Consider the following 24,860-nt stretch of genomic DNA (forward strand, 5'->3'; position numbering starts at 1 on the left):
CCATGCATGAGCGCACTTTTCCTTCCTCGCACGTCGCGCTAGTGGTCGGGGGCCGATCGCCGATCGGCCTGGGCATCGCGCGCGAGTTCGCCGCCCGCGGTGCGGGCCGCATCGCCATCGCCGGCCGCAACGAGGCCCAGGGCCGGACCTGCGTGGACGAACTGGCGCGCAGCCTGCCCCGGGCGCGCTTCGAGTTCATCGCCGTCGACATTGCCGACGATGCGAGCCGGCACGCGATGTTCGGACGAATAGGCGAGCAGTTCGGCGGCCTGGACAGCTACGTGCATTGCGTACCCCCGGGCGCGGTAAGCGGTGCATTGGCCGACGCCGGCCTGGATCGGTTCCGGACCAGCCTGCTGGCCGGGCTCGGCGGCCTGGCGGGGTGCTGCCAGGAGGCTTCGGACCTGCTGCGCGCGCGCGGCGGCGGCAGCATGCTCGTCTTCGCCTCGGACGCCGGGCGCATCGCATCGCCGCGCAACGCGCTCGTGGCCACGGTGCAGAGCGGTATCATGGCGCTGGTTCGCTCGCTGGCGCTGGAACTGGCGCGGGACAGGATCCGCGTCAACGGCCTGTCGCCAACCTATGTGCGCGATACGCCGTTGTTCGACCGCCTGATGAGCAACGAGGGTATCGCGCGGCGCATCGAGAAGGCCGCGCAGCGCGCCGGGCTGGGATTGCCGGCACCGGACGACATCGCGCCCCTGGCCGTTTTCCTGGCCGGCAATGCGGCCTCGAAAATCACCGGACAGATCATCAGCATCAATGGCGGGTTGAGCGCCGCATGAATCGCGGCCGCTCCCCTGCGGGAGTCAAGGCCATGAAGAAGCAAAGTTCCTTCGATCTGAATCTGCTGGCCTACCTCGAGGCCCTGATCGAGGAAAGCCACGTATCCCGCGCCGCGCAGCGCGTCAACCTGAGCCAGCCCGCCATGAGCCTGGCGCTCAAGCGGCTGCGGACCATGTTCAGCGATCCCATCCTGGTCCAGACGGCGCAGGGCATGCGACCCACCCTGCGGGCGCAGCGGCTGCTCGGCCAGGTGCAGGATGTCCTGCACCAGACCGAGCGGCTGGTCGCCCCCCAGCAGGAATTCGACAGTGCGAAGACGACCCAGACCTTCGTCCTGATGGCGTCCAATTTTGTCGCCTCGCTGTTCCTGGCCCCGCTGGCCGCCCACTTCGCCGAAGCCGCGCCCAATGCCCTGCTGTCGATCCAGCAGGCGCCGCCCTACCGAGTCAAGGAATGGTTCGAGAACTCGGCTGTCGACCTGGGGGCCTCGTACGCACAGGACTCATTGCCGGGCTCCCTGCATCGCCGCACGGTCTTCGAGGACAGGCTGGTCTGCATCGCCCGGCGCGGCCACCCCGGCTTCCAGAAGCCGATCGACCTGGAGTCCTTCTGTGCTATCCCCTCGGTCAAGGTGGACAAGCCGCATGCCTTGCGCATGACGCAGACCGTGGAACGCGTGCTGGCGACCACGGGCCACGGCATGCGGGTGGGCACCCTGGTCTCCGAGTTCCTGCTAGTGCCGGAGGTGGTCGCTTCCAGCAACATGATCGCCATCGCTCCCGAAAGCCTGTTGCGCCGGTACGCCGGCGCCGACATGCTGCAGTATTCGCCTCTGCCCTTCGACATGCCGCCCTTGCAGCTTTCTCTGGTGTGGCACCCGCATACCCACAACGAGCCTTCGCACCAGTGGCTGCGCACCTTCGTCAGGAAAGCCATTATCAACGGCCGGACCTGTCCCGGCGAATGCGACACGCATCCGCCCGAGCCCGCCATCGTCATCCACTAGCGGGCGCGGCGGCAGGTTGCGCTGTTACTCGGCCGAAAATCCTCCGGCCTTGATCATCGGTTCCCAGATCGACATTTCCTCGCCCATGACCACACCCAGTTCGGCCGGACCGACATGGGCGGGCACATAGCCGTAGGCCAGGTAGCGCCGGCCGATCTCGGGATCCGACAACGCCGTCCGGAACGCGTCGCTCAGGCGCGAGACGATGGCGGGCGGTGTTTCCCTGGGCGCGACGATGCCGTACCAGACGGGCAGATCGAAACCCGGGATGAGCGAGGCGACAGGCGGAACGCCGGGCAGGGCCGGCGACGGGTCCTTGGTGGACACCGCGATGGCGTGGAGCTTGCCCGCTGCGACCGCCTGGATCGCTGGTTCGGAGAAACTCGTGAACGTGAAGTGGATGTCCCCGGCCAGCAGCGCCGACAACGACTGGGCATTGGTCTTGTAGGGCACGTGCGTGAACTTGACGCCCGCCTGCTGGGCCAGCCGTTCCGTCAGCAGGTGGCCCTGGCTGCCTATGCCGTTGCTGGCATAGGTGAGCCGGTCCGGATGTTTCCGGGCCGCGGCCAGCAGGCCATCCAGCGTGCGCAACTCCGGATCGGGGCGGGTGAAGATCACCATCGGGCCGATGGCCACGCGGCAGACCGGCGCCAGGTCCTTGATGAGGTCGATGCGGCTGGTCTTCTGTATCAATGGCGTCGGCACCATGCTGCTGATCAGCAGGCCGATCGTATAGCCGTCGGCGGGCGCGTTCTGTACGGCCTGCGCGGTGATCATGCCCGCCGCGCCGGGTTTGTAGTCCACGATGACGGGCTGGCCCAGCGTCTTGCGCAGCGAATTCTCGAGCAGGCGGATAGTGGCGTCCAGCGCACCAGACGGCGCCACCGGCATGACCAGGCGTATCGGCCGCTCCGGGTAGGCCGCGGCGGCGGTGTGGGCGACGGCGCACAACAGCGCGCCAGCGAGCGTCCTGGCCAGGGTGCCGTATCTCATCATGTCTCTCCGTATGGGTGTCCTGCGATCCTAGTTGCCACGCCCCGCCTTCCGCGCGACGTCGCTCCAGCGGTTGATCTCGCTGGCCAGCAACTGGCCGAACTCCGCCGGCGTGGACGCGGTGGGCTGGTAGCCCAGGGTGCGTATCCGCTGCGCGAACGTTTCGGTGCCGGCGAACCGGGCCGCCTCGCGCGCCAGCAGGTCGCGGACGTCGTCCGGCATTCCCTTGGGGCCGAGCAGACCGGCCCACGCCGTGACGTCGAAGCCCGGCGCCACGGTTTCGGATACCGTGGGAATGTCCGGGTGGGTGGCGAGCCGGGCGCGGGACGTAATGCCCAGTACCCGCACGCGTCCCGTGTCCACGAAGGGCGTCAGGGGATTAATCGAACTGAAGGTCATCTGAACTTCATTGGCGGCCAGCGCCGCCAGCGTCGGCGATTCACCGTTGAAGGGAATGGGGAACAGATCTGCCTTGGCGCTCAGCTTGAACAGTTCGATCGCCAGCCCCTGCCCCCCGGACAGGCTGCCATAGTTGATCTTGCCGCGGTGTTCACGCGTATAGGCGACGAACTCGGGCAGCGTCTTGACCGGCAGGGCCGCGCTGACGGCCACCCAGTACGGCGCCGTCATGAGCTGCGAAATCGGCGCCAGGTCCCGCATCAGGTCCAGTTCGGAATCTTTCTGGTCGATCTGGAACGTGGTCAGGCCCGGCGAGCCGAGCAGCAGCGTATGGCCGTCCGGCTTGGCGCGAGCCACCGACAGCGCGCCGATGACGCCGCCCGCGCCGGCCTTGTTCTCGACGATCACCGGTTGCTTGAGCGATTGCGAGAGATAGTCGGCAAGGAGACGGCCGACGTTGTCCATGGTGCCGCCCGGCGGATAGGGAACGATGATGCGGACGCGGCGGTTGGGATAATCGGCTGCCTGCGCGGCCGGCAACGAGAGCATGCCGGCCAATGCACAGCAGGCCAGCATTCGTCCGAGCTTCAGTAGCGTGGCAAGACCCATGGATGTCTCCTTGCGTGGCGCGGCGGAACATGAGGCTGCCGCGCCGTTGAGATGTGACTAGAAGGCGTGGCGCATGCCCACCGCGATCTGGCGCACGCCTATGTCCCGGTTCAATGTGTGGTTGCGGAAATCGATATCGTCGTAGAGCACATACAGGCGCGTGCGCTTGGACAGATAGTAGGCATAGGCGAGTGACACCCCGCCGATCTTGGACTCCGTGGCGCGCTGGTAGCTTGCCAGGATGGTACCGGGGCCGACAGGCACCGAGACGCCGATCGAATACGTCTGGTCCTTGGTATGGCCGGTGGCGACATAACCCTTGGCCCGGGTATCGCCCGTCATCGCACCGACGCCGGGATCCGAGTTCAGATTGCGCGCGCGCCCATAGCCGGCATGCAGCTTGGCGACACCGAAGTCGTAGGACGCGCCGAGGATCATGTTGCTGGTGTCCCGCTTGCCGGTCGGAGCCTGGGCCTGGTCATAGGTCAGCACGGCGCTCAAGGGGCCCTCCTCGTAGCGGATGCCCGACGTGATCACCCGATAGTTGTTGCCGCTGCCCGGCACTTCGGCGCCGCTCTCGGCGAAGCTGTATCCGATGCCGCCCTGGAATCCACCGAAGCGCGGCGTAGTGTAGTAGATGGCGTTGCTCAGGCGGCTGCCCGCGCCGGTATCGTCGTTGGCGTAGTTGAACGTGCTCTTGGCGCTGGCGTTCGACCACGTCTGGCCGAACGGCGACACGACCTGCGGCGTCCAGTCGCCGCCGAAATTCACCTGGCGGCCCAGGCGGACCTCACCGAAGCCGCCGCTCAACCCGACATAGGCCCAGCGCTGGAACAAGGCGCCGGTATTGGTGCCCTGGTCGATGTTCAACTGGCTTTCCAGGCGGAAATTCGCCTTCAGGCCGTTGCCGAGGTCTTCCTGGCCCCGGAGCCCGAAGGTCGAGACCGAGGACATGCCGCTGCCTATGCCGTTGGTGGTTCCCTTGCCGTCCACTTTCTCGCTCAGGAATCCCGCATCGGCGCTGCCGTATATCGTGACGCCGCTCTGGGCGTGGGCCGCGCCGGATGCGCCCGCAAGCAGCGCCGCGGCTATCAAGGTCTTTCTCATTTTCCCGTGTCTCCTCTCGCGCAGGTCCTGCGGCATGCAGGCGTGCGCTTATCGATGTCATGATGGTGGCGCCACCGGCATTGCTGGTGGCGGGGCCATCCTATGAGGGGCATTGGAGGCAGGCAAAGATATTTGTTCGTTCAGTGCACTTCGTGCACTCCCGCCTCCTGGTCCGGGGTTATCTGGCGGCGGGCGCCACCGCGCCATCCATCTCCTTGCGTATCAGGTCTTCGCGTATGCGACGAGTCCGCATCACGCCGGCGTCCGTGGCCGCGCTGTACTCGAATGCGCCGTCCCGGTCCGAAGCCACCATCAGTTCCTGCGCCTCGATGGCCTCCACGTCCTCGGTCAGGACCCGCGTGACGGACTCCAGGGCGTGGCCGTGATCGATGGGATAGTTGAAGCTCACGCCCCAGTAGTAGGTATGGGTGGTGCGGGTGCGCGGGGTGATCGCGTTGAAGACCGTGTTCTGCCTGGCGACGCCGGGCGCGCCGCACGAGGCGGCGCCCACATGGACCTTGACGAAGGCGGGTGCGATGAACTCCGTTTCGTTCCACCGGTTCACCGGGTTCTCCAGACCCATCGTCCGAGCGTGGAAGGGCGGCAAGTCGACCCCTTCCATCATCCGCTTGATCTTGACCACCATGCCGTCGATTTCCGTGGTGATCGGTGCCTTGGCGAAATAGGAATTGCCGATGCTGGTCGGATGCACGAAGCTCAGGTGCGTCAGATCCAGCAAGTTCTCCACCATCAGCTCGTGCCGCGCGCTTACCTCGAACGTGCCTGTGATGTTGACGCGCGAGGCATCGCCCAGCCAGGCGGTGTCGGGAATCAGCGACTCATCGGCCAGCGCCGGATTGCCGGTCCAGACCCAGACCCACCCCGTGCGCTCCGCGATGGGATAGGCACGGATGGAGGCACGATCGGATACCGGACCTTCGACGGCGGGAATCGCCACACAAGCACCGCCGGCGTCGAAGGTGAAGCCGTGGTAGGCACAGACGATGCGATCGCCCTCCAGCCGGCTGCGGGACAGGGGAAACCGGCGATGGCTGCAGCGGTTCGTCAGCGCGACCGCCTTGCCGTCTTCGGTACGGTAGAGTACGAGCGGCTCGTCGAGCAGCCATTTCTCCGACAACGAGCGGCCGATCTCGCTGCTCAGCGCCGCCACGTACCAGGCGTTGCGCACATAGACTTCCCGATTGTTCATGACAGGTCATTCCGCTTGTAGGAATCGATGATCGGCGGGCCTTGTGCGCCCCGCCGGCTATTGCAGCGTCGAGCCGCCGTCGACGATGTAGGTTTGGCCCGAGACGAAGGCGCTGTCATCGCTGGCAAGGAACACGAGCGGGCCGACCAGATCCTCCGGAAGCTGTTCGCGCTTGAAGCAGCGCCGCTGCATCTGGCTGGCGAGCAACTGCTGGGCGTCCGCGTAGTCGTGGCGCACGGATTCGCTCATGGTGATGCCCGGGGCGATGGCGTTGACGCCTATGCCGAAATCGCCCAGTTCGCGCGCCATCGAACGGGTCATGGCCAGCACCGCGCCCTTCGACGCCACGTAATGCAACAGCAAGGGGGTGCCGGAGTAGATCGTCGCGGAGGCGATGTTGATGATGCGGCCTTGGTTGCGCGCTTTCATTCCGGGTACGACGGCGCGCGAGAATTCCAGCACGCCGCGGGTATTGACCGTCATGACACGATCCCATTCCTCGGTGGCGATCTCGTAGAAAGGTTTCTTGGTCAGTCCGCCGAAAATGGCGGCGTTGTTCACCAGGACATCCACGGGGCCCAATTCGGCGATCACCCGTTGAACGAAGCGGGACACGCTGTCGCCGTCGGTCACGTCCACCTTGCCGGCGATCGCGCGGCCCCCTTGCTTCACGATGTCCGATGCCACGCCGGTGGCGTCGAGCACGTCGCATACGGCGACGGCAGCGCCTTCCGCGGCCAGGCCGCGGGCATAGACCGCGCCTATGCCCTGCGCCGCGCCGGTCACGATGGCGACCTTTCCTTTCAACCTGTCCATGTCGTCTCCCGTTGGTAGGTTCTTTCTGTTGGCCGCATAGTGGATCGCGGCGATTTCGTGGTCCATATGCCCGGTCCAATACGCACTATTTGCCCTGCAAATGGCATTCCTCCGACATGTGCGCCGTATCCTTGGCCCACGATTTCAACGGAGACAGACTCATGAAAGCCGAGGCGTATACCCACACGATCAATGGCACGGGCGAATCCTCGCCGGAACGGATCGGCGTCATCGATCCCAGCCGCGGGAGCGTGTTCGCGCAATGCCCCAGCGCGTCGCAAGAACAATTGGCTCGTGCCGTCGAGGCAGCACGAGCGTCGTCCGGAAACTGGCAGCGGCTGGGTTTCGACGGCCGTCGTGTCTACCTGGAGAAATTCGCGGCGGCCCTGCGCGACAGCATCGAAACGCTGACGCCGATGCTGACGCAGGAGCAGGGCAAGCCGCTCGACCAATCGCGCGCCGAAATCCTGCGCGCCGCGGAATCGACCCCCCGGCTGTGCGGCCTGACCGTCGAAGACGAGGTCCTGAATGACACGCCGACCGAACGGGTCGAGCTGCGCCACCGCCCGCTCGGGGTCGTCGGCGTCATCTCCCCCTGGAACGCGCCGATCGGGCTTGCCGTGCTGCGCATGGCGCAGGCCCTGTACGCGGGCAACACCGTCGTCGCCAAGCCTTCGCCCTACACGCCGCTGACCACGCTGAAAGTGGGCGAGATCGCGCGCGGCATCTTCCCCGCCGGCACGGTCAACGTCGTGGCGGGCGGCGACGATCTGGGCCGCTGGATGACAGAACATCCGGGCATAGACAAAATCTCGTTCACCGGTTCGGTGCGCACGGGCAAGCGCGTCATGGCCAGCGCTGCCGCCAGCCTGAAACGCGTCACGCTGGAGCTGGGCGGCAACGATCCGGCCATCGTCCTGCCCGACGTGGATCTAAAGCAGACCGCCCACCAGATCTTCTGGACGGCATTCCGCAACAGTGGGCAGATCTGCATGGCGATCAAGCGCCTGTTCGTACACGAGGAAATCTACGAACCGATGATCGAGGAACTGGCGGCCATCGCGCGCGGCGCCAAGGTGGGCGACGGCACCGAACCCGGTGTCGACTTCGGGCCGCTGCAGAACAGGATGCAGTTCGACATCGTCTCGTCGCTGCTGGCCGATACGCGCGGGCTGCCGGGCGTGCGCATCGCCACCGGCGGCGCGCCGCTGGATCGTCCGGGCTATTTCGTGCCGCCCACCATCGTGGCCGATATCGCCGACGACACCCGGCTGGTGCGCGAAGAGCCCTTCGGCCCGGTGCTGCCGGTGTTGAAGTTCTCGGACATCGACGATGCCATCGCGCGCGCCAACGATACCCGCTATGGCCTGGGCGCATCCGTCTGGAGCAAGGACCTCGACACGGCCCGCGCCATCGCCGATAGGCTGGAGGCCGGCACCACGTGGATCAACTGCCATCTGGTCAGCGACGTCCACACGCCTTTCGGCGGCTGCAAGGAATCCGGCCTGGGGCGCGCCAACTCCGTCTTCGGCATCAAGGAAGACATGGAGATGAACGTCCTGCGCATCCGCAAGGCGGCCTGAGACGGCCGCCCGCGACGGAGCATGGCGTGAAAGAAGATATCTACGACTACATCGTGGTGGGAGCCGGATCGGCGGGCTGCGTCATCGCCACCCGCCTGGTGGAAAGCGGCGCGCGGGTCCTGCTGCTGGAAGCCGGCGCGCGGGACAGCAATCCGTTCGTCCACATCCCCGCCGGCTATCCCCGGCTGACGGCGGCAAAGTACCGCTGGCCCTACGAGAGCGAACCCCAGGCGGAAACGGACGGCCGCCGGATAGCCGTACCCCAGGGGCGCGGCCTGGGGGGTTCGAGTTCAATCAACGGCATGGTGTACATCCGGGGCCAGGCCCAGGACTACGATCGCTGGCACGAACTCGGCAATGCCGGCTGGTCCTGGCGCGAGGTGCTGCCCTGGTTCCGGAAGTCCGAGGCCAACGGCACTTACGCCGGGCCCTTGCACGGCACGGCGGGTCCGCTGTCGGTCAGCGACATCGCTCCGCACCATCCTCTGGGCGCGGCGTTCGTGCGGGCCGGGCAGGAATGCGGCGTGCCGTTCAATCCCGACTTCAATGGCGATTCGCAACTCGGCATCGGCTACTACCAGGCTACGATAGGCGCGGGGCGGCGCTGCAGTACGGCGGTGGCGTACCTGAGCCGCGTCCGGCGCGACGGCAGGCTGCGCATCGTCACGGACGCGCAGGCCTCGCGCATCCAGATCGAACGGCGCACCGCGCGCGGCGTGGTCTACCAGACCCGCAGCGGAGCGCGTGAAGCCCGGGCACACCGGGGCGTGGTGCTGGCGGCGGGCGCGCTGGCGAGCCCCAAGCTCATGCTCCTCTCGGGCCTGGGGCCGGCACGCCAGCTGGAGGAACTGGGAATCCCGGTGGCCCATGACCTGCCGGGCGTGGGACGCAACTACCAGGACCACGCATCGGTGGCCATGGTGGCGCGCGTGCGCGATCCCATCAGCCTCCACGCCCAGGATCGCGGATGGAAGGCGCTGCGGCACGGCATCGAATGGATGCTGTTCAGGCGTGGCCTGCTGGCGTCCAACATCATCGAGAGCGGCGGCTTCCTCGATCTGGACGGCGACGGCCGCGCCGACATCCAAATCCACGTGCTGCCCGTCATCCGGACCGACCGGGTTTCCGACAGGCTAGCCGGGCACGTGCACGGCCTGACCATCTCGGCTCTGAAGCTGCGGCCCGAATCCCGGGGGGAAGTCCGCCTGCGCAGCAACCGGCCGGCGGATCCCATCCTGCTCAAGGGCAACTACCTCCAGGCGGCATCGGACGTGGCGGATCTAGCCCGGGCCTTGCGCTTCGCGCGCGGCCTGCTGCGGGCGCCGTCGTTCCAAGCCATCGGCGCCCGCGAGCTGCTACCCGGCCCGGGCAAGGAAGACGATGCCGGGCTGGAGGCCTACGTCCGGCGTTCGGCCAGGACCGTGTACCACCCCGTCGGCACCTGCCGCATGGGTACGGACGGCGACGCGGTCGTAACGCCAAGGCTGCAGGTGCACGGCATGCGCGGCCTCTGGATAGGAGATGCCTCGGTCATGCCGGAGATCCCGAGCGGCAATACCAACGCCCCCACCGTCATGATCGGCGAGCGTGCAGCCGACTTCATCATCCATTCGCAATGAACGACAAGGAGTCCACGATGTTTCCCAGGAATCATTGGTATATGGCGGGCTGGAGCTCGGAACTGAGCCAGCGGCCCATGTCGCGCACCATCCTTGGCGAGGCCATGGTGCTTTACCGGACAGCGGCGGGCCAGGCGGTCGCGCTTGAAGACCGGTGCTGTCACCGCGCCATGCCGCTGTCCGAAGGCGAGGTCGACGGCGACATCCTGCGCTGCCCCTATCACGGGCTGGAGTTCGCCCCGTCCGGCGCATGCACGCTCATTCCCGGCCAGGACGACATTCCCCGCAAGGCCTGCGTGCGTTCGTTCCGCGTGGTCGAGCAGGATGCCATCATCTGGATATGGCCGGGCGACCCGGAGAAGGCCGATCCCGCCAGGATCATCTCCTATCCCTACCACCGGCCGGGTTCCGGATGGGCATGGAAATCGACGAGTTGGCGCGTCAAATGCAATTGGCAGCTCGTCCAGGACAATCTGCTCGATCTGACCCATCTCGCCCTGGTCCACAAGACGACCATAGGCGGGGACAACGCCCTGCACTTCAACACCACCACCAAGGTGACGCCCACCCCCAACGGCGTGAAAACCCGCCGCTGGATGCCGAACTCGACGCCGCCTCCCTACTATCTCGCCTCGGTCGACTTCAAGGGCAAGGTGGACCGCTGGCAGGAGTTCGACGCCACGCCCGCCTTCCTGCTGGCCTACACCGGCGGGGTCGATGCCGGCCAGGGCGACGGCGAAGGCCCGCGCGAAGGAGGCTTCCAGGTGCGGGTGCTGAACGGCCTGACGCCGGAAACCGAGACGACCACCCACTACTTCTGGTCGAAGGCGCACAACTTCCGGATCGACGATCCCGCCGTCACGCAAAAGCAGTTCGAAGGCACGACCCAGGTCTTCAGCGAGGACGTCCGCGTCATGGAACTGCAGCAACAGCGCCTGTCGGACGACCCCGACCGGGGGCTGGTGGACATCCGGTCCGACGGTGCCGGCCTGCTGATGCGCCGTATCGTGCAGCGGATGATCGACGAGGAACGCCACGTGGCCCAGGCGTCCTGACTCGCCAGGCGGGGATGTCCAGTCCTGTGCCGGCATTCCCCGCCCCGTGGCCGTCAACGCCGCGTGCGCGCGTGCATGGCCGCGAGATAGCCGAACACCAGCGCCGGACCGAGCGTCGTGCCCGGGCCGGGATACGCGCCTCCCATGATGGAACCCATGTCGTTGCCGCATGCGTAGAGGCCGTCGATCGGCCGGTCTTGCGCATCCAGCACGCGGGCATGGGAATCGGTGGCCAGCCCGGCGCTACAGGCGATCTCGGCGGGCCAGACAGCCAGCGCGCAGAAGGGGCCTGTCTGGATCGGCGCCAGGCACGGGTTGGGGCCGTGCGCGGGATCGCCGTTGAATCGGTTCAGGGCGGTCGTTCCCTTGCCGAAGTCGTCGTCGCGGCCGGCGTCGGCCTGGACGTTGTAGCGTCGCACCGTAGCGAGCAGGTCCGCGGCGGGGATGTCCAGCGCGGCAGCCAGTTCGTCCAGCGTGTCGGCGCACGTCAGGTAGCCGGCTGACACATGCGGGGCCAGATCCGTCGTTCCAGGATGTATGCAGCCCAGGCCGTACTTGCGCACGAACCGGCTCTCGCAGACCAGGTAGGCCGGGATGGCCGGGCGGGTGCGGTCGGCCGCGAACATGGCCAGCCCGAAGTCATGGTAGGACGCGGCCTCGTTGACGAAGCGCCTGCCGGTCTGGTCGACCGCGATCAGGCCAGGCTTGGCCCGGTCCAGCGAGAGGTGCGGAAACAGGCCGCCGGCCGGCTGGTGCCGGGTGACGGACACCGGCGTCCAGAACGCGCCGGACCCATATCGCTGCGTGTCTATCCTCGCTCCCGCCCGCAGGCCGGCCGAGATTCCCGCCCCCTGGTTGTCGGGACTGGCCAGCGATCGCGCCGGCACGGGATCGGGCATGTACAGCGCGCGCATCGCCGCATCGTGCGCATAGCCGCCAGTGGCCAGCACGACACCGCGGCGCGCCTTGATCCGGCGCCGCACGCCCCGTGTTTCCACGATTGCGCCTTCGACCTGGCCGTCCCGGAGAACCAGGTCCACCAGACCGGTTTGCAGGCATATCGGCACCTGGCGGCGGCGCAGGCTGTAATAGAGGCGCCCCACCAACGCGTTGCCCATGACCAGCCGCGTACCGCGCGGATAGCCGCGGACCCGGTCGAGCACGTACCTGGTTGCCAACCGGGCGGCATGGAAGAAGTTGGACGGCGAGCGAAAACGTTCCACCAGGGGCGGAATGTCGGCCTTGCCCACCATCATGCCGCCCAGCACCATGAATTCCGGAATGGGCGGACGCACGTTCCGGAAGGCGCGGCCAAGCAGGCGTCCATCGAAGCTCTCCGGAATCACCGCCCGGCCGGCACCTCCGGCTCCCGGCAGATCGAGATAGTCCGGATGCATGCCGCACGAGACGAAGCGCACTTCGCTCCTGCTCTCGAGATAATCCAATACCGCGGGCCCTTCGGCGAGGTAGGTCCGCCGCAGCGCGCGGCCGGGCTCGTCGTCGACCAGCGCATCCAGGTAGACCGCGGCGGCCTCAGCCGTATCCTGATGGCCTGCCTCGCGGCCATGCCGATTGCCGGGTATCCACAAGGTGCCGGCCGAGGTGGCCGCCGTGCCGCCAACCTGGCTGCTGCGCTCGCACAACGACACTTGCAGGCCCTCGAGCGCGCCGACCAGGGCGGCTGCCATGCCGCCGGCCCCCGCGCCGATCACCACGAGATCGGTTTCTTCCTCCCACCCGGCGCCCGAGGGGCCGCATGCCTGCGTCGGATCAGGCATGCCGTACCGCCAGCCGCGGGAAGTCGCCGTGCAGTTCCGCCGGTTCGACGTTCGCGGTCTTGAGCATCATCGCCACCAGCATGTAATAGCCGGCCACGCCGACCAGATCGACCAGCCTGGACTCGCCGAGTTGCCGGCGCGCCGCGTCGAAGGCCGGATCGCCAATCGCGTGCCGGGCCAGCAGTTCGGACAAGAGATCGTAGACCGCCGCCTCGTCGTCGCGCATCCCGTCCGGGCGCGCGCCATCGGCGACGGCCTGTGCCACGGCGCGCGGCAATCCTGCCGCGATGGCGCGCGGGCAGTGGATCTCCCATTCGAAGGCGCAATGCCAGTAGCGGGCAATGATGAGAATGGCGAATTCGTTCAACCTGTCGTCCAGCATCGTTCCCTGCCGGAAATAGTCGCTGACGGGGGCCAGGCGACGCGCGAGCTCCGGCGCCCGCAGAGTGGCGTCGAAGGGGCCGCCCAGGCTGCCGTCGGCGGTCTCCATGGCCGCGCGCCATCCCTGTCTGTAGAGCTCCACAACCTGCCGCTGGGCGTCGGATCGCTGTGCTGGGGGAACCGGTGGAAAGCGCAGGGGCGCCGTGTTTGTGTCACTCATGGATTTCTCGGATGTTGGTCGGTGGAAAAACACGCGTCGCCGTCGGGCGTGCGCATGCCGGGAGGCCAACATACCGGCACGACAACGCCCGGTTCAACGCCGGCGTCAAGACCGTGCACAAAGTGCACCGGGCGGCCGCGTGCTTTGACACCGCGAATGACAGGCCCCTAGCATGGCTTGCGTCTACATGCCCCGGCCCCGCCGGACGGCGCGTGCGGCGTACCCCACAAGAATCCGTTTGCGGACAGCCCACGCCGTCCGACAGCAAGGAGGAGACCGATGAAATCGCTGAAACTGCTTTTGGCGTCCATGGCCGTGGCTGCCCATTTCGTGGCGCCCGCGACCCTTGGGCAGACCTATCCCGCCAAGCCCGTTCAACTGGTGGTGCCGAGCCAGCCCGGCGGCGGCCTGGACGTCGTGGCCAGGCTGTTCGCCGCGTTCGTCGAGCCGCGGCTCGGACAGCCCGTGATCGTCGAGAACAAGGCAGGCGCCCAGACCCTGCTCGGCAACAAATACGTCGCCAACGCGGCGCCGGACGGCTACCACCTGCTGTTCACCACCCCCAGCACGCCGTTTCCCGCGCTCTACAAGAAACCCGGCATCAACGTGCCCGAGCAACTGGAATTCATTTCTATGGTGCTCAGGGCGCCCCAGATCGTGGCGGTCAATGCCAAGTACGGCTCGCTCCAGGACCTCGCCAAGGCGTCCAAGGGGCAGAAGAAGCTCATCTTCGCCAGCTATGGCTCGGTCTTGCACCTGCAATCCCTGTTGCTGAACGAAGCATTGGGCATCGACGCCAGGGCGCTGCGCTTCTCTTCTTCGCAGGATGCCGCCAAGGCCGTAGCCGCGGGCGACGCGGACTACCTGCTGGCGTCGGCGGCGACGCTCAAGCCGTGGCAGAAGCTCGGTTCGCTGCGGCCGGTGGCGGTGACCACCAATACCCGCAGCGACGAAATGCCCGAATTGCCGTCGCTGAAGGAGGCCGGCGTCGCGGCCGAGGACATGACGATCTGGATGGGCCTGTACGCTCCCAAGGGCACGCCCAGGGCAATCGTGGACCGGCTCAATGCCGAGGTCAGGGCATTCGCTTCGGACAACAAGGCGGCACAGACCATGCGTTCCCTGGGCTTCAGCCCCTATCCGACGACGCCTGAAGCGTTCCGTTCCTACTACATGGCGGAACAGAAGAGCCTGGTCGACGCCGCCGACAAATTCGGCGTCGAACGGCAATAGACGGGCTGGGATCGACGCCATGCCGACACGGCCCATCCCCGTTCCCAGCCGGGAAACGGCGCCCTTCTGGAAGGGACTGCTGGAAGGCGAACTCAGGCTGCCCTGCTGCGCCGCCTGCCGTCGCTTCCACTACCCCCCGCCCCCCCGATGCCCGCAATGCCTGGACAGCGCACTCGTCTGGACCAGGCTTTCCGGCAAGGCGAAGCTGTCGAGCTGGACCACCGTCCATATCGATCTCTGTCCCGGGATCGCGCCGCCGTTCGTGATCGGGGAGGTCGAACTGGCCGAGCAGGCCGGCCTGGTCATGGTGGCCTTGCTAGTCGACGCGGCGCCGGACGAGCTGCGTCCGGGATTGCCCTTGGCATGCGCTTTTCGCCAGGAGGATGCCGGACCGGACATCGCCGTCGCCTATCCCGAATTCCACATCGATCGCGGCCGACGGGGTTTCCCCGCAGAACCGCCTAGCGTGAAATCGCTACACCAGGAGTGAGCATGTCCATGCCGTTACGCGTAAGAAATCCCCAGGATGCCGCAGCGGGAGTACTGCTGCTTGGCATCTGCCTTGCAGGTATCCATTTCGGCCGCGACCTGGAGACAGGCACGGCTGCCGAAATGGGACCGGGCTATTTTCCGATGATGCTCTCGGGCATCATCGGCGTTTGCGGGCTGGCGATGCTGGTGCGCGGGGTTTCCCGCGACGGCCCCGCCATCGGCGCCGTCAGGCTGCGTCCGCTTCTTTGCGTGTTGGGTTCGCTGATGGCGTTCTTCGTCATGATCGCCTGGGCCGGTCTCGTGCCCTCGGTCGTAGCCATGACGTTCATCGCGGCCTATGCGCGCCCCAACGCGAGGCTGGTCGAAACGCTCGTCCTGGCTGTCGTGGCGGCCGTGTTCGCGGTCCTGGTGTTCATCGAAGCGCTGCATCTTCCCATGCAGATCTGGTGGGGCGCTCAATGAGCCTGGACTTCATCGACAATCTCGCGCTGGGCTTCCAGGCCGCCGCCACCTGGCAGAACCTGGGCTTCGCATTCTTCGGCTGCCTGCTGGGCACCGTCATCGGCGTGCTGCCCGGCATCGGGACGATACCCGCCATCGCGCTGCTGCTGCCCGCGACCTACGGGCTGGAACCGTTGTCTTCGCTGATCATGCTCGCGGGCATCTACTACGGCGCGCAATACGGCGGTTCGACCACGTCCATCCTCGTCAACATGCCGGGCGAATCGAGCTCGGTCGTGACCTGTATAGACGGCCACCAGATGGCACGCAACGGCCGCGCCGGCTCGGCGCTCGCTATCGCCGCGCTGGGTTCGTTCTTCGCCGGTTGCGTGGGAACGCTGTTCATCGCGGCATTCGGCCCCGTGCTGGGCGCCTTCAGCCTGCAGTTCAACGCGCCGGAATTCTTCGCCTTGCTGGTGCTGGGGCTGACGATGGGCATCATCCTGGCCCGGGGATCGGCCATCAAGGCGCTCGCCATGGTGGCCTTCGGGCTGCTGCTCGGCGTCGTGGGCACCGACGTGAACACCGGCGTCATGCGATACACCTTCGATTCGGCATCGCTCTGGGACGGGCTGGGCTTCCTGCCCCTGGTGATCGGCCTGTTCGGCGTGACCGAGGTCATCCGCAATCTCGAGGAGCCGGACCAGGCACGCATGAAGATGAAGACCGGCATCCGGGACCTCTATCCCAGCAGGCAGGAGATGCGTGAGGCGTGGCCCGCGGCGGTGCGCGGAACCGCCATAGGCGCCATTCTCGGCGTGCTTCCCGGCGGTGGCGCGGTACTGTCGTCGTTCGCCAGCTATACCGTAGAAAAGAAGATCGCCCGTTTCCCCGAGAGATTCGGCCACGGCGCGGTCCAGGGGCTGGCGGGCCCGGAGTCGGCCAACAACGCGGGTGCGCAGACTTCGTTCATCCCCTTGCTGACGCTGGGGCTGCCTTCCAATGCGCTGATGGCCCTGATAATGGGCGCCATGATGATCCACGGCATCGCGCCCGGCACGTCGGTGATGAGCGAGCGCCCCGAACTTTTCTGGGGCATGATCGCCTCGATGTGGATAGGCAACGCCATGCTGGTCGTGCTGAACCTGCCGCTGATCGGGCTCTGGGTGAAACTGCTCTCGGTTCCGTACCGGCTGCTCTTTCCCGTGATATTGATGTTCTGCGCCATCGGCGTCTACGGCACCGACGACAACCTGGTGCAAATGTCGCTGACCTGCCTGTTCGCGCTGTTCGGCTACGTCATGCTCAAGGTCGGCTGCGAGCCGGCGCCGCTGGTCCTGGGTTTCGTGCTGGGCCCGCCCATGGAGTCGAATCTGCGCCGTTCGCTGACGATCTCCGACGGCAGCGCCGCCATCTTCTTCGAGCGCCCCATCGCCGCCGCACTGCTCGTGGCCGCCATCGTCGTGGTCGGACTCATCGTTTTCCCGCAGTTCAGGCAGAAGCGCCAGGAGGCCTTTGCCGAAGAAGGCTGAGAAACGGATACTAACGGCTTGGTCCGCGTGCAGCGGCATCGACAGCAGGAGAAGACATGGAGACCGTCCCGCAAGCCTGTGCGCCCGGGCAGTACAAGCAGGTCCAGGGCCTGCTCAGGGGTTTCGATCTGCTCGAAAGCCTGAACGAGTGCGAGGGCGGCAAGGCCTCGCCGATCACCCTGAGCGAGAAGACCGGCATCCATCGCACGACCGTCAAACGGCTGCTCGAAACCATGCGCGGTGCCGGCTACCTGCGTTTCCTGGAGGAAAGCAACGAATACTGCCTGACCCGGCGCGTGCACAGCCTGAGCGAGGGCTACCAGGACGACTCCAGCATCGTGGATACGATCCGCCCGATGATGCAGGCGCTGACGCGCAAGCTGATGTGGCCCAGCGATCTCATGATGCTCGACGGCGACGAACTGGTGGTCCGCTATACCACGCATTCCCTCACGCAATGGTCCTTCAACCCCAAGGTGCTGGGCGTGAAGGTGCCGCTGCTGCGATCGGCAGGCGGCCGCGCCTACATCGCCTTCTGCAGTCCGACCGAACGGCGCCTGCTGCTGAAGATGCTGCGCGAGCGGGACGGCATCGATGGCCTGCATTCCAGGGACGACACCTATATGCAGAACCTGATCGAACGGTATCGCAGCCTGGGATACGCGCTGTCGGCAAGCGAGGAAGGGGAATCGCTGAAGTCCCTGGCGTTCGCCACCAACCGCTGCGGCGCGATCGCGGTGCCCATCCGGCAGAAGGGCGTCTGCGTGGCCAGCCTGAACGTGGTCTACCTGCGCCGCGCGGTTTCGACCCGGGAAGCCGTCGAGCGCTACGCGCCGGAGTTGATGAAGGTCGGCGAACAGATAGAGAAACGCCTCTAGGGATCCGCCTACGCTGCGGACCGCTTACTGGAGCACGGCTCCCCCATCCACCAGGTAGGTCTGGCCGGTGACGAATGCGCTGTCGTCGCTGGCCAGGAACAGCAGCGGCCCGAGCAGGTCCTCGGGTTGCTGTTCGCGCTTGAAGCAGCGGCGCTGCACCGTTGCCGCCAGCGTCCCCTTTCCGGCATCCCGCTCGGCATAGTCCTGCTTGACGGCTTCGCTCATGGTCAAGCCCGGCGCGATGGCATTGACCGAAATGCCGAAGTCGCCCAATTCCCGCGCCATGCACCGCGTCATGGCAAGCACCGCCCCCTTGCTGGCGACGTAGTGCATCAGCATGGGCGTGCCCGAATACAGCGTGGTCGATGCGATATTGACGATGCGACCATAGCGGCGCGCCTTCATTGCGCCGACCACCGCGCTGGTGAAATGCAGCACGCCCCGGGTGTTGACGACCATGACCCGGTCCCAGTCCCGCGCGGCGATCTCGGTGAACGGCATCTTGGGCAGGCCGCCGAACAATGCCGCATTGTTGACCAGGATATCGACCTTCCCGAACTCGGCCTGCACGCCCTGCACGAAGCGCTCGACCGCCGCCTGGTCCGTGACGTCGACGACGGCGCTGGCGACGCGATGTCCGGCGGTCTTCAGGGATGCCGCGGTGGCCGAGGGATCCCGGACGTCGCAGATGGCGACCGTGGCGCCATGCGCCGCGAGCCCGCGGGCGTAGACCTCGCCTATGCCCTGCGCGGCGCCGGTAACGATAGCAACCTTGCCATCCAATCGTCCTGTCATGATGGTCTCCGTCATGAGTGAAATCGCATCGTAGTCAGCCCCGCGGGCGCTGGCTATTGATGGCGGCGAATAGCGGCTATTTGCTTCGCCAATGCATGGATCGCCCAGGCTGCGACGTATCCTCTGCGGCAGAAACGCGGGACGGGCCGTAAGGCCGTGCACCGCGGCCGCACAAGGAGAGAAACCATGTTTCTGCGCAATTGCTGGTACGTCGCCGGCTTCTCGCCGGAGCTCGGACAAGGTCCGCTGGCACGGCGGATCTGCGACCAGCCCGTCGTCATGTTCCGGGACACCGCCGGCCGCGCCGCGGCGCTCGAAGACCGATGCTGGCACCGGGGCGTGCCGCTCTCGGCCGGCGGGCAATGCGAGGCCGGCATCATCCGCTGTCCGTACCATGGGCTGGAGTTCGACCGGAGCGGCCAGTGCACGAAGGTCCCGGGCCAACCCCGGCCGGCCGCCGGCGTGCGAATCCGCAGCTATCCGCTGGAGGAACGCGACGCCATCCTGTGGATCTGGCCGGGAGAGCACGACCAGGCCGATCCCTCGCTGATCCCGTCTCATCCCTATCATGGCGATCCGCTATGGGTCTGGAACAGCGGCATGCTCGAGGTCAAGGCGCATGCGCAACTCATCGTCGACAACCTGCTGGACCTGAGCCATCTGCAATATGTCCACCGCAACACCATAGGCGGCGACCCGGAGCTGGAGAGCAGGGCCGAACTGAGCACCGAGCGGCTGGGCAACACGGTGCGTGTCAGGCGCTGGCTGCGCGATGTCGACCCGCCGCCGCTGCATCGGCTTGCCGCCGGATACCGGGGCAGGATAGATCGCTGGCAGGAGTTCGAGTGGCGTCCCGGCGTGTTGCAATTCCATTCGGGATCGACCGAGACAGGGATCGGCGGCCTGGAAGGCAATCGGGAAAAGGGCGTGCACATCCGCCATTTCCATGGGGTCACGCCAGAGACCGAGGACAGCACGCTGTATTTCTACAGCAGCGCGCGCAACTTCCGCATCGACGATGCCGAGTTGACGACGAAGATGGGCGCCTCGACCCGCGCGACGTTCATGGAGGACCAGATCGTACTGGAAGCGCAACAGGCGCGCCTGCGGGAGGATCCTGCGCGCGCCTTGTTCACGCTGCGCAACGATCAGGCGTTGATCCAGGCCCGGCGCATCACGGAAGAGTTGCTGTCGGCGGAACGGAAAGCGCAGCCGCTCGCGCCTGCCCCGGCCGGACCGCGCATACAGGCCGAAGCACGCGCATTTCCCTCGCTGCGTCAGGCGGAAACCCACTCCAACTGACCGGACGCGTTCACATGCCGCCCGCAAGAGGCGGCTCCCACCCGCTCGGAGACTCGATGTGCAAACGAAAGCCAAAACATGGACTCCATGCCTGCTGGCAGGCTGGCTGGCCGTTTTCTCCGCAACCGTCGCGGCGGCCTATCCGGACCGTCCCATCCGACTGGTCATGCCGGCGCCGCCCGGGGGCACGCTCGATGCGCTGATGCGCACGGTCGGCAAGGCCGCGGGCGAGATCCTCGGGCAGCCATTGATCATGGACTACCGGCCGGGCGCGGCCGGCATGCTGTCCTTGCAGGAAGTCGCGAAATCCCAGCCCGACGGCTACACCCTGGGCCTGGCCTTGAACGCCATGGTCATCACGCCGCTGGTACAGAAGAGCGGCTCCACGCTCGACCTGTCCAAGGACATCGATCCCATCTCCCTGGTTGCATCAGGACCAATGGTGCTGTTCACGGGACCTTCGGTTCAAGAACCGGATCTGCGATCCTTCTTCGACCATGCGAAAAATCATCAAGGCGACATCTTCTATGGCAGCAGCGGCGTGGGCGGCCCCGGACACCTGCTGACCGAACTGATGGCAAGGCAGGCCGGCGTGCATTGGACACACGTGCCATTCAAGGGACAGAATCCGCAGCTGACCGCGCTTCTGGCCGGAGATGTCCACCTCATGGTCACGACGGTTTCCGACACCGTGATGCAGTACGTTGCAAGCAGGAAGATCAAGGCCATGGCGGTCACCACGCTCGAGGAATCGCCAGTGGTGCCGGGGGTTCCTCCCCTGAGCACCGTACTGCCGGGATTCGACTATTCGGTGTGGTTCGGCATGGTGGCGGCGAAGGGCACGCCGCCCGCCCTGACCCAGCGCCTGCAACTCGCTTTCGCCCAGGCGCTGCAACAACCCGAGGTACGAGCCAGTGTCGCGCGGCTCGGCCTGGTGGCGAAATCCTCCACTCAGCGGGAATTCGCCGATACCGTCGCCAAAGAGTCCGCGCTTTGGCGCAGAACGCTGAAAGACATGAACATCACGTCCGAGTAGATCGGCGCACGCCGGCTCAAGCCAGGCCGGCGTACGCCGGCTTGCAGGCATACACGTCGTCGGGCCGCGCCGCCAGCATGGCCTCCAGCCGCGTCCGCAAATCCGCATACCCGGGTTCGTGGAAGACGTTGCGCGTCTCCAGCGGATCGGCTTGCAGGTCGTACATCTCGCCGTCGCCGCTGTGCATCTCCACCGTCAGCTTGGCATCCGCCGTGCGCACCGCCCGCAGCAGCAGCGGCACACCCCTGCGGCCGGCGCCCAGGTCCCATTCGCACAAGGCATGCTCGCGGCTGTCGCGCCCCTCGATCAGGCCGCGCAGCGTCGCGCCGTGCATGGGCGCGGCGGCCGGCACCCCGCCGTAGTCGAGCAGCGTGGCGGCCACGTCCAGCGTGGACACCGGATCGGCCACGACCCTGCCCGCCGGGATGCCGGGCCCCTTGGCGATCATGCCGACCCGCATCAACCCGTCGTACAGCATCGGCCCCTTCTGTAACAGGCCATGGTCCCCCAGCCATTCGCCATGGTCCGAGGTGAAGACGACCAGGGTATCGCCGGCCAGGCCCAGTTCAGAGACGAGCGCCTCGATGCGGCCCACCTGGTGGTCGATGAGCGAGATCATGCCGTAGTAGTTGGCGATGATGTGCCGGAGCTGGACGTCGGACGGCGGCTCGTTCGCCGGCCGGATGCGCAGGCTTCTCAGGTCGTCGCCGCCCGCGGTGGACACGCCCTCCAGGTAGGCGCGGTGCCACCAGGGCTTGTCGTCCAGGCGGCGCGTCCGCGCCCGTGGCAGATCGATGTCCGACGGCGCGTGCAGCCTGGACCAGGGCTCGGGGCAGTCGAAGGGATGATGGGGATCCGGGAACGACGCCCAGACGACGAACGGGCGGTCATGGTTGCGCCGGATGAACTCCAGGGTCCGGTCGCCGATCCAGGTCGAGTTGTGCCAGGCCAGCGGCAAGGCGGAGTAATGGGTTTCCCAGGCGCCGCCGGTCGAGGGCCCCAGGTCCCGGGAATACAGCGCGTTGCGCTCCGCCCCCCGGCCATCGCCGTAGTACCAGCGCGAGTAATGCTGCCCGGCGGGCGGTTCGAAGGGAGGATGGTTGTTGTGCCCCTCCACGATCAGCTCCACGTGCTGGAACCCCATGTAGGGACCATTCCAGTCGGCGCCGAAGTTCGCCTGGCTGTGGCGGCACTCCGGGCTGCCCGTGGGCGCGAAGGTCAGGTGCGAGGCGAAGTGCGCCTTGCCGATGAACCCGGTGCGATAGCCGGCGTTCGACAGCGCCGCGGCGAATCCCCGTTCCCCCATCGCCGCCGGCAGGTCGATGCCGTTGTCGCTGACGCCGTGCGTCATGGGCAGCAGGCCTGTCAGGATCGAGGCGCGCGCCGGCTGGCAGACCACGCTGGGCGTCACGCAATGGGCGAAGCGGGTGCCGTGCCGCGCCATGTCGTCCAGATGGGGCGTGCTGACGCGGCGGCCTTCGAAGCCGTAGCAGTCTCCGCGGTGCTGGTCGGACGTGATGAAGATGATGTTCATGCGCTCGCCTGCCCTCATTTCCTCAGGGTTTCCAGGACCTGGTCCCGCTCGGCCGCGATGCGCCGGGCGAACTCGGCCGGCGAGCACGAAGTCGCGACGATTCCCGCGTCCGCCAGTTGCCGCGATACCTCGGGCAGCGCCAGCACCCGCGCGACCTCGGCATGGAGTTTGGCCAAGACGTCCGCCGGCAGGCCGGCCGGGGCCAACAGGCCGAACCAGGCCTCGAACGTATAGCCGGGCAAGGTCTCGGCCACGGCCGGCACGTCGGGCATGAAGTCCAGCCGGCGGGCCGAGGTCACCCCCAGCGCCTGCATCCGACCCGCCTTGCGCTGCTGCTCGGCCGGCCCAGGAGCAAGCAGCATGGTGTCGATGTTGCCGGCCATGACGTCGTTCATGGCCTGCGGACCGGCCCGGTAGGGGACGTGCATCATGCCGATGCCCGCGGCCTTCTGCAGCAAGGCCATGCCGACATAGTGGACGGAGGCGTCGCCGGCCGAACCGAAACGCAGCTTGCCCGGGCTGCGCTTCGCGGTATCGAGCAGGCTGTCCAGCGACCGCAGGCCCGATGACGGACTCGCCACCACGACCATGGGCAGCGTCGCGAGCAGGGAGATGGGCGTGAAATCCCGCCGCACGTCGTAGGGCAGTTCCGGCATCAGCGCGGGCACGATGGTCAGGGCGTTCTCGCTGGTCGCCAGCAGCGTGTAGCCGTCCGGCCGGGCGCGCGCCACGGCGCTGGCGCCTATGCTGGCGTTCGCCCCGGGCCGGTTCTCGATCACGACCGGCGTGTCGAGCCCCTTGGCCAATTGATTGCCGACGATGCGCGAAACCGTGTCCAGCGCGCCGCCCGGCGCCGAGGACACGACGATCGTGATCGAACGCGAGGGATAGGTCGACGCCTGCGGCGCCGAACACGCCAGGCAGAGGAACCAGGCGCCAGCCAACTTGGATACCATGGGCGCTTTCATCGCCGTGTCTCCCGGGATCTGATTGAAGTCCTTTGCCAGGAATGATGGCCGCTTCCCGGGCGGCAGGCCAATCGCGAATTCGCCGCGGGCCATATTCATCCGGATATGGCACCGGGGCACACGGGGACGGCTCACATGCTCAGAGAAGACTGGTATCTTCGCGACCGCCTGAAGCTGCGGCATCTCCAGATCCTGGTGACGCTCGCCTCGGTGCGCAACCTGAGCCAGGCGGCCCGGCTGCTGCACACGACGCAGCCCGCGCTGTCCAAGGCGCTGGGCGAACTGGAGAAAATGCTGGGCGTGAACCTGTTCGAACGCCTGCCCAAGGGCCTGGCCCCGACGACGCACTGCCTGGGCATCGTCGAACGCGCGCGGGAAGTGCTGGGCTCGCTGGGCCGGATGCGCGAGGACCTGGACGCGGTCGACACGGGTATCGACGGCGTGATCAACATCGGGGCGAACACGTCCGCCACCGCCCTGCTGCTGCCGCACATCATCCTGCGTATCAAGTCGCTGCTGCCCGGCGTGACGGTGCGGGTGCACGATGGCGCCTTCGAGGACCTGATGGCCGGCCTGCGCGCCAACCGGCTCGATTTCCTGCTCGGCCGCTTCCACTCCGCCGAGCACCTGGACAACGTCGAGAACATCGGACTCTTCAACATCCGCATGGTCGCCGTCTGCGCCAACGGCCACCCCATCCTGAAGCGGCGGCGCGTCACGCTGGCCCAGCTCGCGCAATGGCCGTGGATACTGCCGCCCGGCGACGGCATCACCCGCCGGGGCCTGGAACTGATCTTCATGGAGGCCGGCGGCGCGCCCCCGCGCTTCGGCGTCGAATGCGCCTCGGTGCTGGCCAACATGGTCATCATGCAGAACAGCCGGGCCCTGGCGGTGGCGGCCCTGCCCACCGCCACGCTGTTCGCATCCTCGGGACAGTTGTCCATCGTGCCGGTGACGCTGCCGCCGGTGTTCGGCCGCATCTCGCTGCTGCACCTGCGCGACCGCCCCTTGCACGCCCGCGACAGGCTGTTCCTGGACTGCGTGCAGAACGTGTCGGCGCAACTGGGCGAAAGCTACCTGAGGTAGC

23 protein-coding genes are annotated in these 24,860 nt (G+C 66.8%); 13 read left to right on the forward strand and 10 right to left on the reverse strand.

From position 1 onward, the window contains the following. Nucleotides 1–2: 2 nt before the first annotated feature. Both EV675_RS02040 and EV675_RS02045 read left to right on the forward strand, forming a co-directional pair. Nucleotides 3–785, forward strand: a complete 783-nt coding sequence (locus EV675_RS02040) for an SDR family NAD(P)-dependent oxidoreductase (protein WP_165404383.1) — start codon at nucleotides 3–5, stop codon at nucleotides 783–785. A 32-nt stretch (nucleotides 786–817) separates the two neighbouring features. Then, entirely contained in the window at nucleotides 818–1,792 is a 975-nt protein-coding gene (locus EV675_RS02045; RefSeq protein ID WP_165404384.1) for a LysR family transcriptional regulator, read from the forward strand. A 24-nt stretch (nucleotides 1,793–1,816) separates the two neighbouring features. On the opposite strand, the gene EV675_RS02050 is transcribed toward EV675_RS02045, so the two are convergent. From EV675_RS02050 to EV675_RS02070, 5 genes are all read right to left on the reverse strand, one after another. Next, on the reverse strand, nucleotides 1,817–2,785 hold the full coding sequence (locus EV675_RS02050) for a Bug family tripartite tricarboxylate transporter substrate binding protein (protein WP_165404385.1): 969 nt from the start codon (nucleotides 2,783–2,785) through the stop codon (nucleotides 1,817–1,819). A gap of 30 nt (nucleotides 2,786–2,815) precedes the next feature. Continuing rightward, entirely contained in the window at nucleotides 2,816–3,793 is a 978-nt protein-coding gene (locus EV675_RS02055) for a Bug family tripartite tricarboxylate transporter substrate binding protein (protein WP_130355763.1), read from the reverse strand. A 57-nt stretch (nucleotides 3,794–3,850) separates the two neighbouring features. Continuing rightward, nucleotides 3,851–4,900, reverse strand: coding sequence for a porin (locus EV675_RS02060; protein ID WP_165404386.1), 1,050 nt, complete (start codon nucleotides 4,898–4,900; stop codon nucleotides 3,851–3,853). A gap of 178 nt (nucleotides 4,901–5,078) precedes the next feature. Next, nucleotides 5,079–6,110: an aromatic ring-hydroxylating dioxygenase subunit alpha gene (locus EV675_RS02065; protein ID WP_130355765.1), complete on the reverse strand. Its 1,032-nt coding sequence runs from the start codon at nucleotides 6,108–6,110 to the stop codon at nucleotides 5,079–5,081. 57 nt (nucleotides 6,111–6,167) lie between these two features. Then, complete coding sequence (locus EV675_RS02070; protein WP_130355766.1) at nucleotides 6,168–6,926, reverse strand: SDR family NAD(P)-dependent oxidoreductase; 759 nt, start codon at nucleotides 6,924–6,926, stop codon at nucleotides 6,168–6,170. Between the two features lie 161 nt (nucleotides 6,927–7,087). Here EV675_RS02070 and EV675_RS02075 point away from each other — a divergent pair, with 161 nt between their 5' ends. From EV675_RS02075 to EV675_RS02085, 3 genes are read left to right on the forward strand one after another with little or no spacing between them, the layout of a single operon-like run. After that, nucleotides 7,088–8,509 carry an aldehyde dehydrogenase family protein gene (locus EV675_RS02075; protein WP_130355767.1) on the forward strand — a complete coding sequence of 474 codons (1,422 nt, stop codon included), beginning with the start codon at nucleotides 7,088–7,090 and terminating at the stop codon, nucleotides 8,507–8,509. Between the two features lie 26 nt (nucleotides 8,510–8,535). Beyond that, nucleotides 8,536–10,128 (forward strand): GMC family oxidoreductase, encoded by a 1,593-nt coding sequence (locus EV675_RS02080; RefSeq protein WP_130355768.1) that lies wholly within the window; start codon nucleotides 8,536–8,538, stop codon nucleotides 10,126–10,128. 41 nt (nucleotides 10,129–10,169) lie between these two features. Next, nucleotides 10,170–11,183, forward strand: coding sequence for an aromatic ring-hydroxylating oxygenase subunit alpha (locus EV675_RS02085; RefSeq protein WP_207221904.1), 1,014 nt, complete (start codon nucleotides 10,170–10,172; stop codon nucleotides 11,181–11,183). Between the two features lie 53 nt (nucleotides 11,184–11,236). Here EV675_RS02085 and EV675_RS02090 read toward each other — a convergent pair whose 3' ends face one another. Together EV675_RS02090 and EV675_RS02095 are read right to left on the reverse strand one after the other, a co-directional pair. Continuing rightward, complete coding sequence (locus EV675_RS02090) at nucleotides 11,237–12,961, reverse strand: FAD-binding protein (protein WP_130355770.1); 1,725 nt, start codon at nucleotides 12,959–12,961, stop codon at nucleotides 11,237–11,239. Further along, nucleotides 12,954–13,451, reverse strand: a complete 498-nt coding sequence (locus tag EV675_RS02095; RefSeq protein WP_130355771.1) for a carboxymuconolactone decarboxylase family protein — start codon at nucleotides 13,449–13,451, stop codon at nucleotides 12,954–12,956. Before EV675_RS02095 ends, EV675_RS02090 begins: the two co-directional genes overlap by 8 nt. Before the next feature lie 390 nt (nucleotides 13,452–13,841). Between EV675_RS02095 and EV675_RS02100 the strand changes: the two genes are divergently transcribed. The 5 genes from EV675_RS02100 to EV675_RS02120 are packed head-to-tail and all read left to right on the forward strand — an operon-like array spanning nucleotide 13,842 to nucleotide 18,138. Next, the gene (locus EV675_RS02100) at nucleotides 13,842–14,795 is read left to right on the forward strand and encodes a Bug family tripartite tricarboxylate transporter substrate binding protein (RefSeq protein ID WP_130355772.1); all 954 of its coding nucleotides are present in this window, start codon (nucleotides 13,842–13,844) and stop codon (nucleotides 14,793–14,795) included. Between the two features lie 19 nt (nucleotides 14,796–14,814). Further along, on the forward strand, nucleotides 14,815–15,285 hold the full coding sequence (locus EV675_RS02105) for a Zn-ribbon domain-containing OB-fold protein (protein WP_130355773.1): 471 nt from the start codon (nucleotides 14,815–14,817) through the stop codon (nucleotides 15,283–15,285). Between the two features lie 2 nt (nucleotides 15,286–15,287). Beyond that, on the forward strand, nucleotides 15,288–15,749 hold the full coding sequence (locus tag EV675_RS02110; RefSeq protein WP_130355774.1) for a tripartite tricarboxylate transporter TctB family protein: 462 nt from the start codon (nucleotides 15,288–15,290) through the stop codon (nucleotides 15,747–15,749). A 2-nt stretch (nucleotides 15,750–15,751) separates the two neighbouring features. Next, the gene (locus tag EV675_RS02115) at nucleotides 15,752–17,260 is read left to right on the forward strand and encodes a tripartite tricarboxylate transporter permease (protein ID WP_130357870.1); all 1,509 of its coding nucleotides are present in this window, start codon (nucleotides 15,752–15,754) and stop codon (nucleotides 17,258–17,260) included. 56 nt (nucleotides 17,261–17,316) lie between these two features. Further along, complete coding sequence (locus EV675_RS02120; protein WP_130355775.1) at nucleotides 17,317–18,138, forward strand: IclR family transcriptional regulator domain-containing protein; 822 nt, start codon at nucleotides 17,317–17,319, stop codon at nucleotides 18,136–18,138. 24 nt (nucleotides 18,139–18,162) lie between these two features. On the opposite strand, the gene EV675_RS02125 is transcribed toward EV675_RS02120, so the two are convergent. Then, nucleotides 18,163–18,933, reverse strand: a complete 771-nt coding sequence (locus EV675_RS02125) for an SDR family NAD(P)-dependent oxidoreductase (protein ID WP_130355776.1) — start codon at nucleotides 18,931–18,933, stop codon at nucleotides 18,163–18,165. A gap of 186 nt (nucleotides 18,934–19,119) precedes the next feature. Here EV675_RS02125 and EV675_RS02130 point away from each other — a divergent pair, with 186 nt between their 5' ends. Together EV675_RS02130 and EV675_RS02135 are read left to right on the forward strand one after the other, a co-directional pair. Further along, entirely contained in the window at nucleotides 19,120–20,235 is a 1,116-nt protein-coding gene (locus tag EV675_RS02130; RefSeq protein WP_130355777.1) for an aromatic ring-hydroxylating dioxygenase subunit alpha, read from the forward strand. 58 nt (nucleotides 20,236–20,293) lie between these two features. Continuing rightward, nucleotides 20,294–21,271, forward strand: coding sequence for a Bug family tripartite tricarboxylate transporter substrate binding protein (locus EV675_RS02135; RefSeq protein ID WP_130355778.1), 978 nt, complete (start codon nucleotides 20,294–20,296; stop codon nucleotides 21,269–21,271). Between the two features lie 16 nt (nucleotides 21,272–21,287). On the opposite strand, the gene EV675_RS02140 is transcribed toward EV675_RS02135, so the two are convergent. Both EV675_RS02140 and EV675_RS02145 read right to left on the reverse strand, forming a co-directional pair. Beyond that, on the reverse strand, nucleotides 21,288–22,805 hold the full coding sequence (locus EV675_RS02140) for a sulfatase-like hydrolase/transferase (RefSeq protein WP_242621304.1): 1,518 nt from the start codon (nucleotides 22,803–22,805) through the stop codon (nucleotides 21,288–21,290). Between the two features lie 14 nt (nucleotides 22,806–22,819). Next, nucleotides 22,820–23,761, reverse strand: coding sequence for a Bug family tripartite tricarboxylate transporter substrate binding protein (locus EV675_RS02145; RefSeq protein WP_165404387.1), 942 nt, complete (start codon nucleotides 23,759–23,761; stop codon nucleotides 22,820–22,822). A gap of 147 nt (nucleotides 23,762–23,908) precedes the next feature. Between EV675_RS02145 and EV675_RS02150 the strand changes: the two genes are divergently transcribed. Then, nucleotides 23,909–24,859: a LysR family transcriptional regulator gene (locus EV675_RS02150; RefSeq protein ID WP_165404388.1), complete on the forward strand. Its 951-nt coding sequence runs from the start codon at nucleotides 23,909–23,911 to the stop codon at nucleotides 24,857–24,859. Nucleotide 24,860: the final 1 nt, after the last annotated feature.

It is taken from the genome of Pigmentiphaga kullae (assembly GCF_004216695.1).
Lineage (GTDB): Bacteria > Pseudomonadota > Gammaproteobacteria > Burkholderiales > Burkholderiaceae_B > Pigmentiphaga > Pigmentiphaga kullae.

Coding starts and splice junctions, on each gene's coding strand:
- EV675_RS02110 (WP_130355774.1), top strand. CDS start 15,288: ATGTCCATGCCGTTACGCGTAAGAAATCCCCAGGATGCCGCAGCGGGA.
- EV675_RS02140 (WP_242621304.1), bottom strand. CDS start 22,805: ATGAACATCATCTTCATCACGTCCGACCAGCACCGCGGAGACTGCTAC.
- EV675_RS02045 (WP_165404384.1), top strand. CDS start 818: ATGAAGAAGCAAAGTTCCTTCGATCTGAATCTGCTGGCCTACCTCGAG.
- EV675_RS02070 (WP_130355766.1), bottom strand. CDS start 6,926: ATGGACAGGTTGAAAGGAAAGGTCGCCATCGTGACCGGCGCGGCGCAG.
- EV675_RS02075 (WP_130355767.1), top strand. CDS start 7,088: ATGAAAGCCGAGGCGTATACCCACACGATCAATGGCACGGGCGAATCC.
- EV675_RS02120 (WP_130355775.1), top strand. CDS start 17,317: ATGGAGACCGTCCCGCAAGCCTGTGCGCCCGGGCAGTACAAGCAGGTC.
- EV675_RS02150 (WP_165404388.1), top strand. CDS start 23,909: ATGCTCAGAGAAGACTGGTATCTTCGCGACCGCCTGAAGCTGCGGCAT.
- EV675_RS02145 (WP_165404387.1), bottom strand. CDS start 23,761: ATGGTATCCAAGTTGGCTGGCGCCTGGTTCCTCTGCCTGGCGTGTTCG.
- EV675_RS02085 (WP_207221904.1), top strand. CDS start 10,170: ATGGCGGGCTGGAGCTCGGAACTGAGCCAGCGGCCCATGTCGCGCACC.
- EV675_RS02040 (WP_165404383.1), top strand. CDS start 3: ATGCATGAGCGCACTTTTCCTTCCTCGCACGTCGCGCTAGTGGTCGGG.
- EV675_RS02060 (WP_165404386.1), bottom strand. CDS start 4,900: ATGAGAAAGACCTTGATAGCCGCGGCGCTGCTTGCGGGCGCATCCGGC.
- EV675_RS02130 (WP_130355777.1), top strand. CDS start 19,120: ATGTTTCTGCGCAATTGCTGGTACGTCGCCGGCTTCTCGCCGGAGCTC.
- EV675_RS02100 (WP_130355772.1), top strand. CDS start 13,842: ATGAAATCGCTGAAACTGCTTTTGGCGTCCATGGCCGTGGCTGCCCAT.
- EV675_RS02050 (WP_165404385.1), bottom strand. CDS start 2,785: ATGAGATACGGCACCCTGGCCAGGACGCTCGCTGGCGCGCTGTTGTGC.
- EV675_RS02065 (WP_130355765.1), bottom strand. CDS start 6,110: ATGAACAATCGGGAAGTCTATGTGCGCAACGCCTGGTACGTGGCGGCG.
- EV675_RS02055 (WP_130355763.1), bottom strand. CDS start 3,793: ATGGGTCTTGCCACGCTACTGAAGCTCGGACGAATGCTGGCCTGCTGT.
- EV675_RS02105 (WP_130355773.1), top strand. CDS start 14,815: ATGCCGACACGGCCCATCCCCGTTCCCAGCCGGGAAACGGCGCCCTTC.
- EV675_RS02125 (WP_130355776.1), bottom strand. CDS start 18,933: ATGACAGGACGATTGGATGGCAAGGTTGCTATCGTTACCGGCGCCGCG.
- EV675_RS02095 (WP_130355771.1), bottom strand. CDS start 13,451: ATGGAGACCGCCGACGGCAGCCTGGGCGGCCCCTTCGACGCCACTCTG.
- EV675_RS02090 (WP_130355770.1), bottom strand. CDS start 12,961: ATGCCTGATCCGACGCAGGCATGCGGCCCCTCGGGCGCCGGGTGGGAG.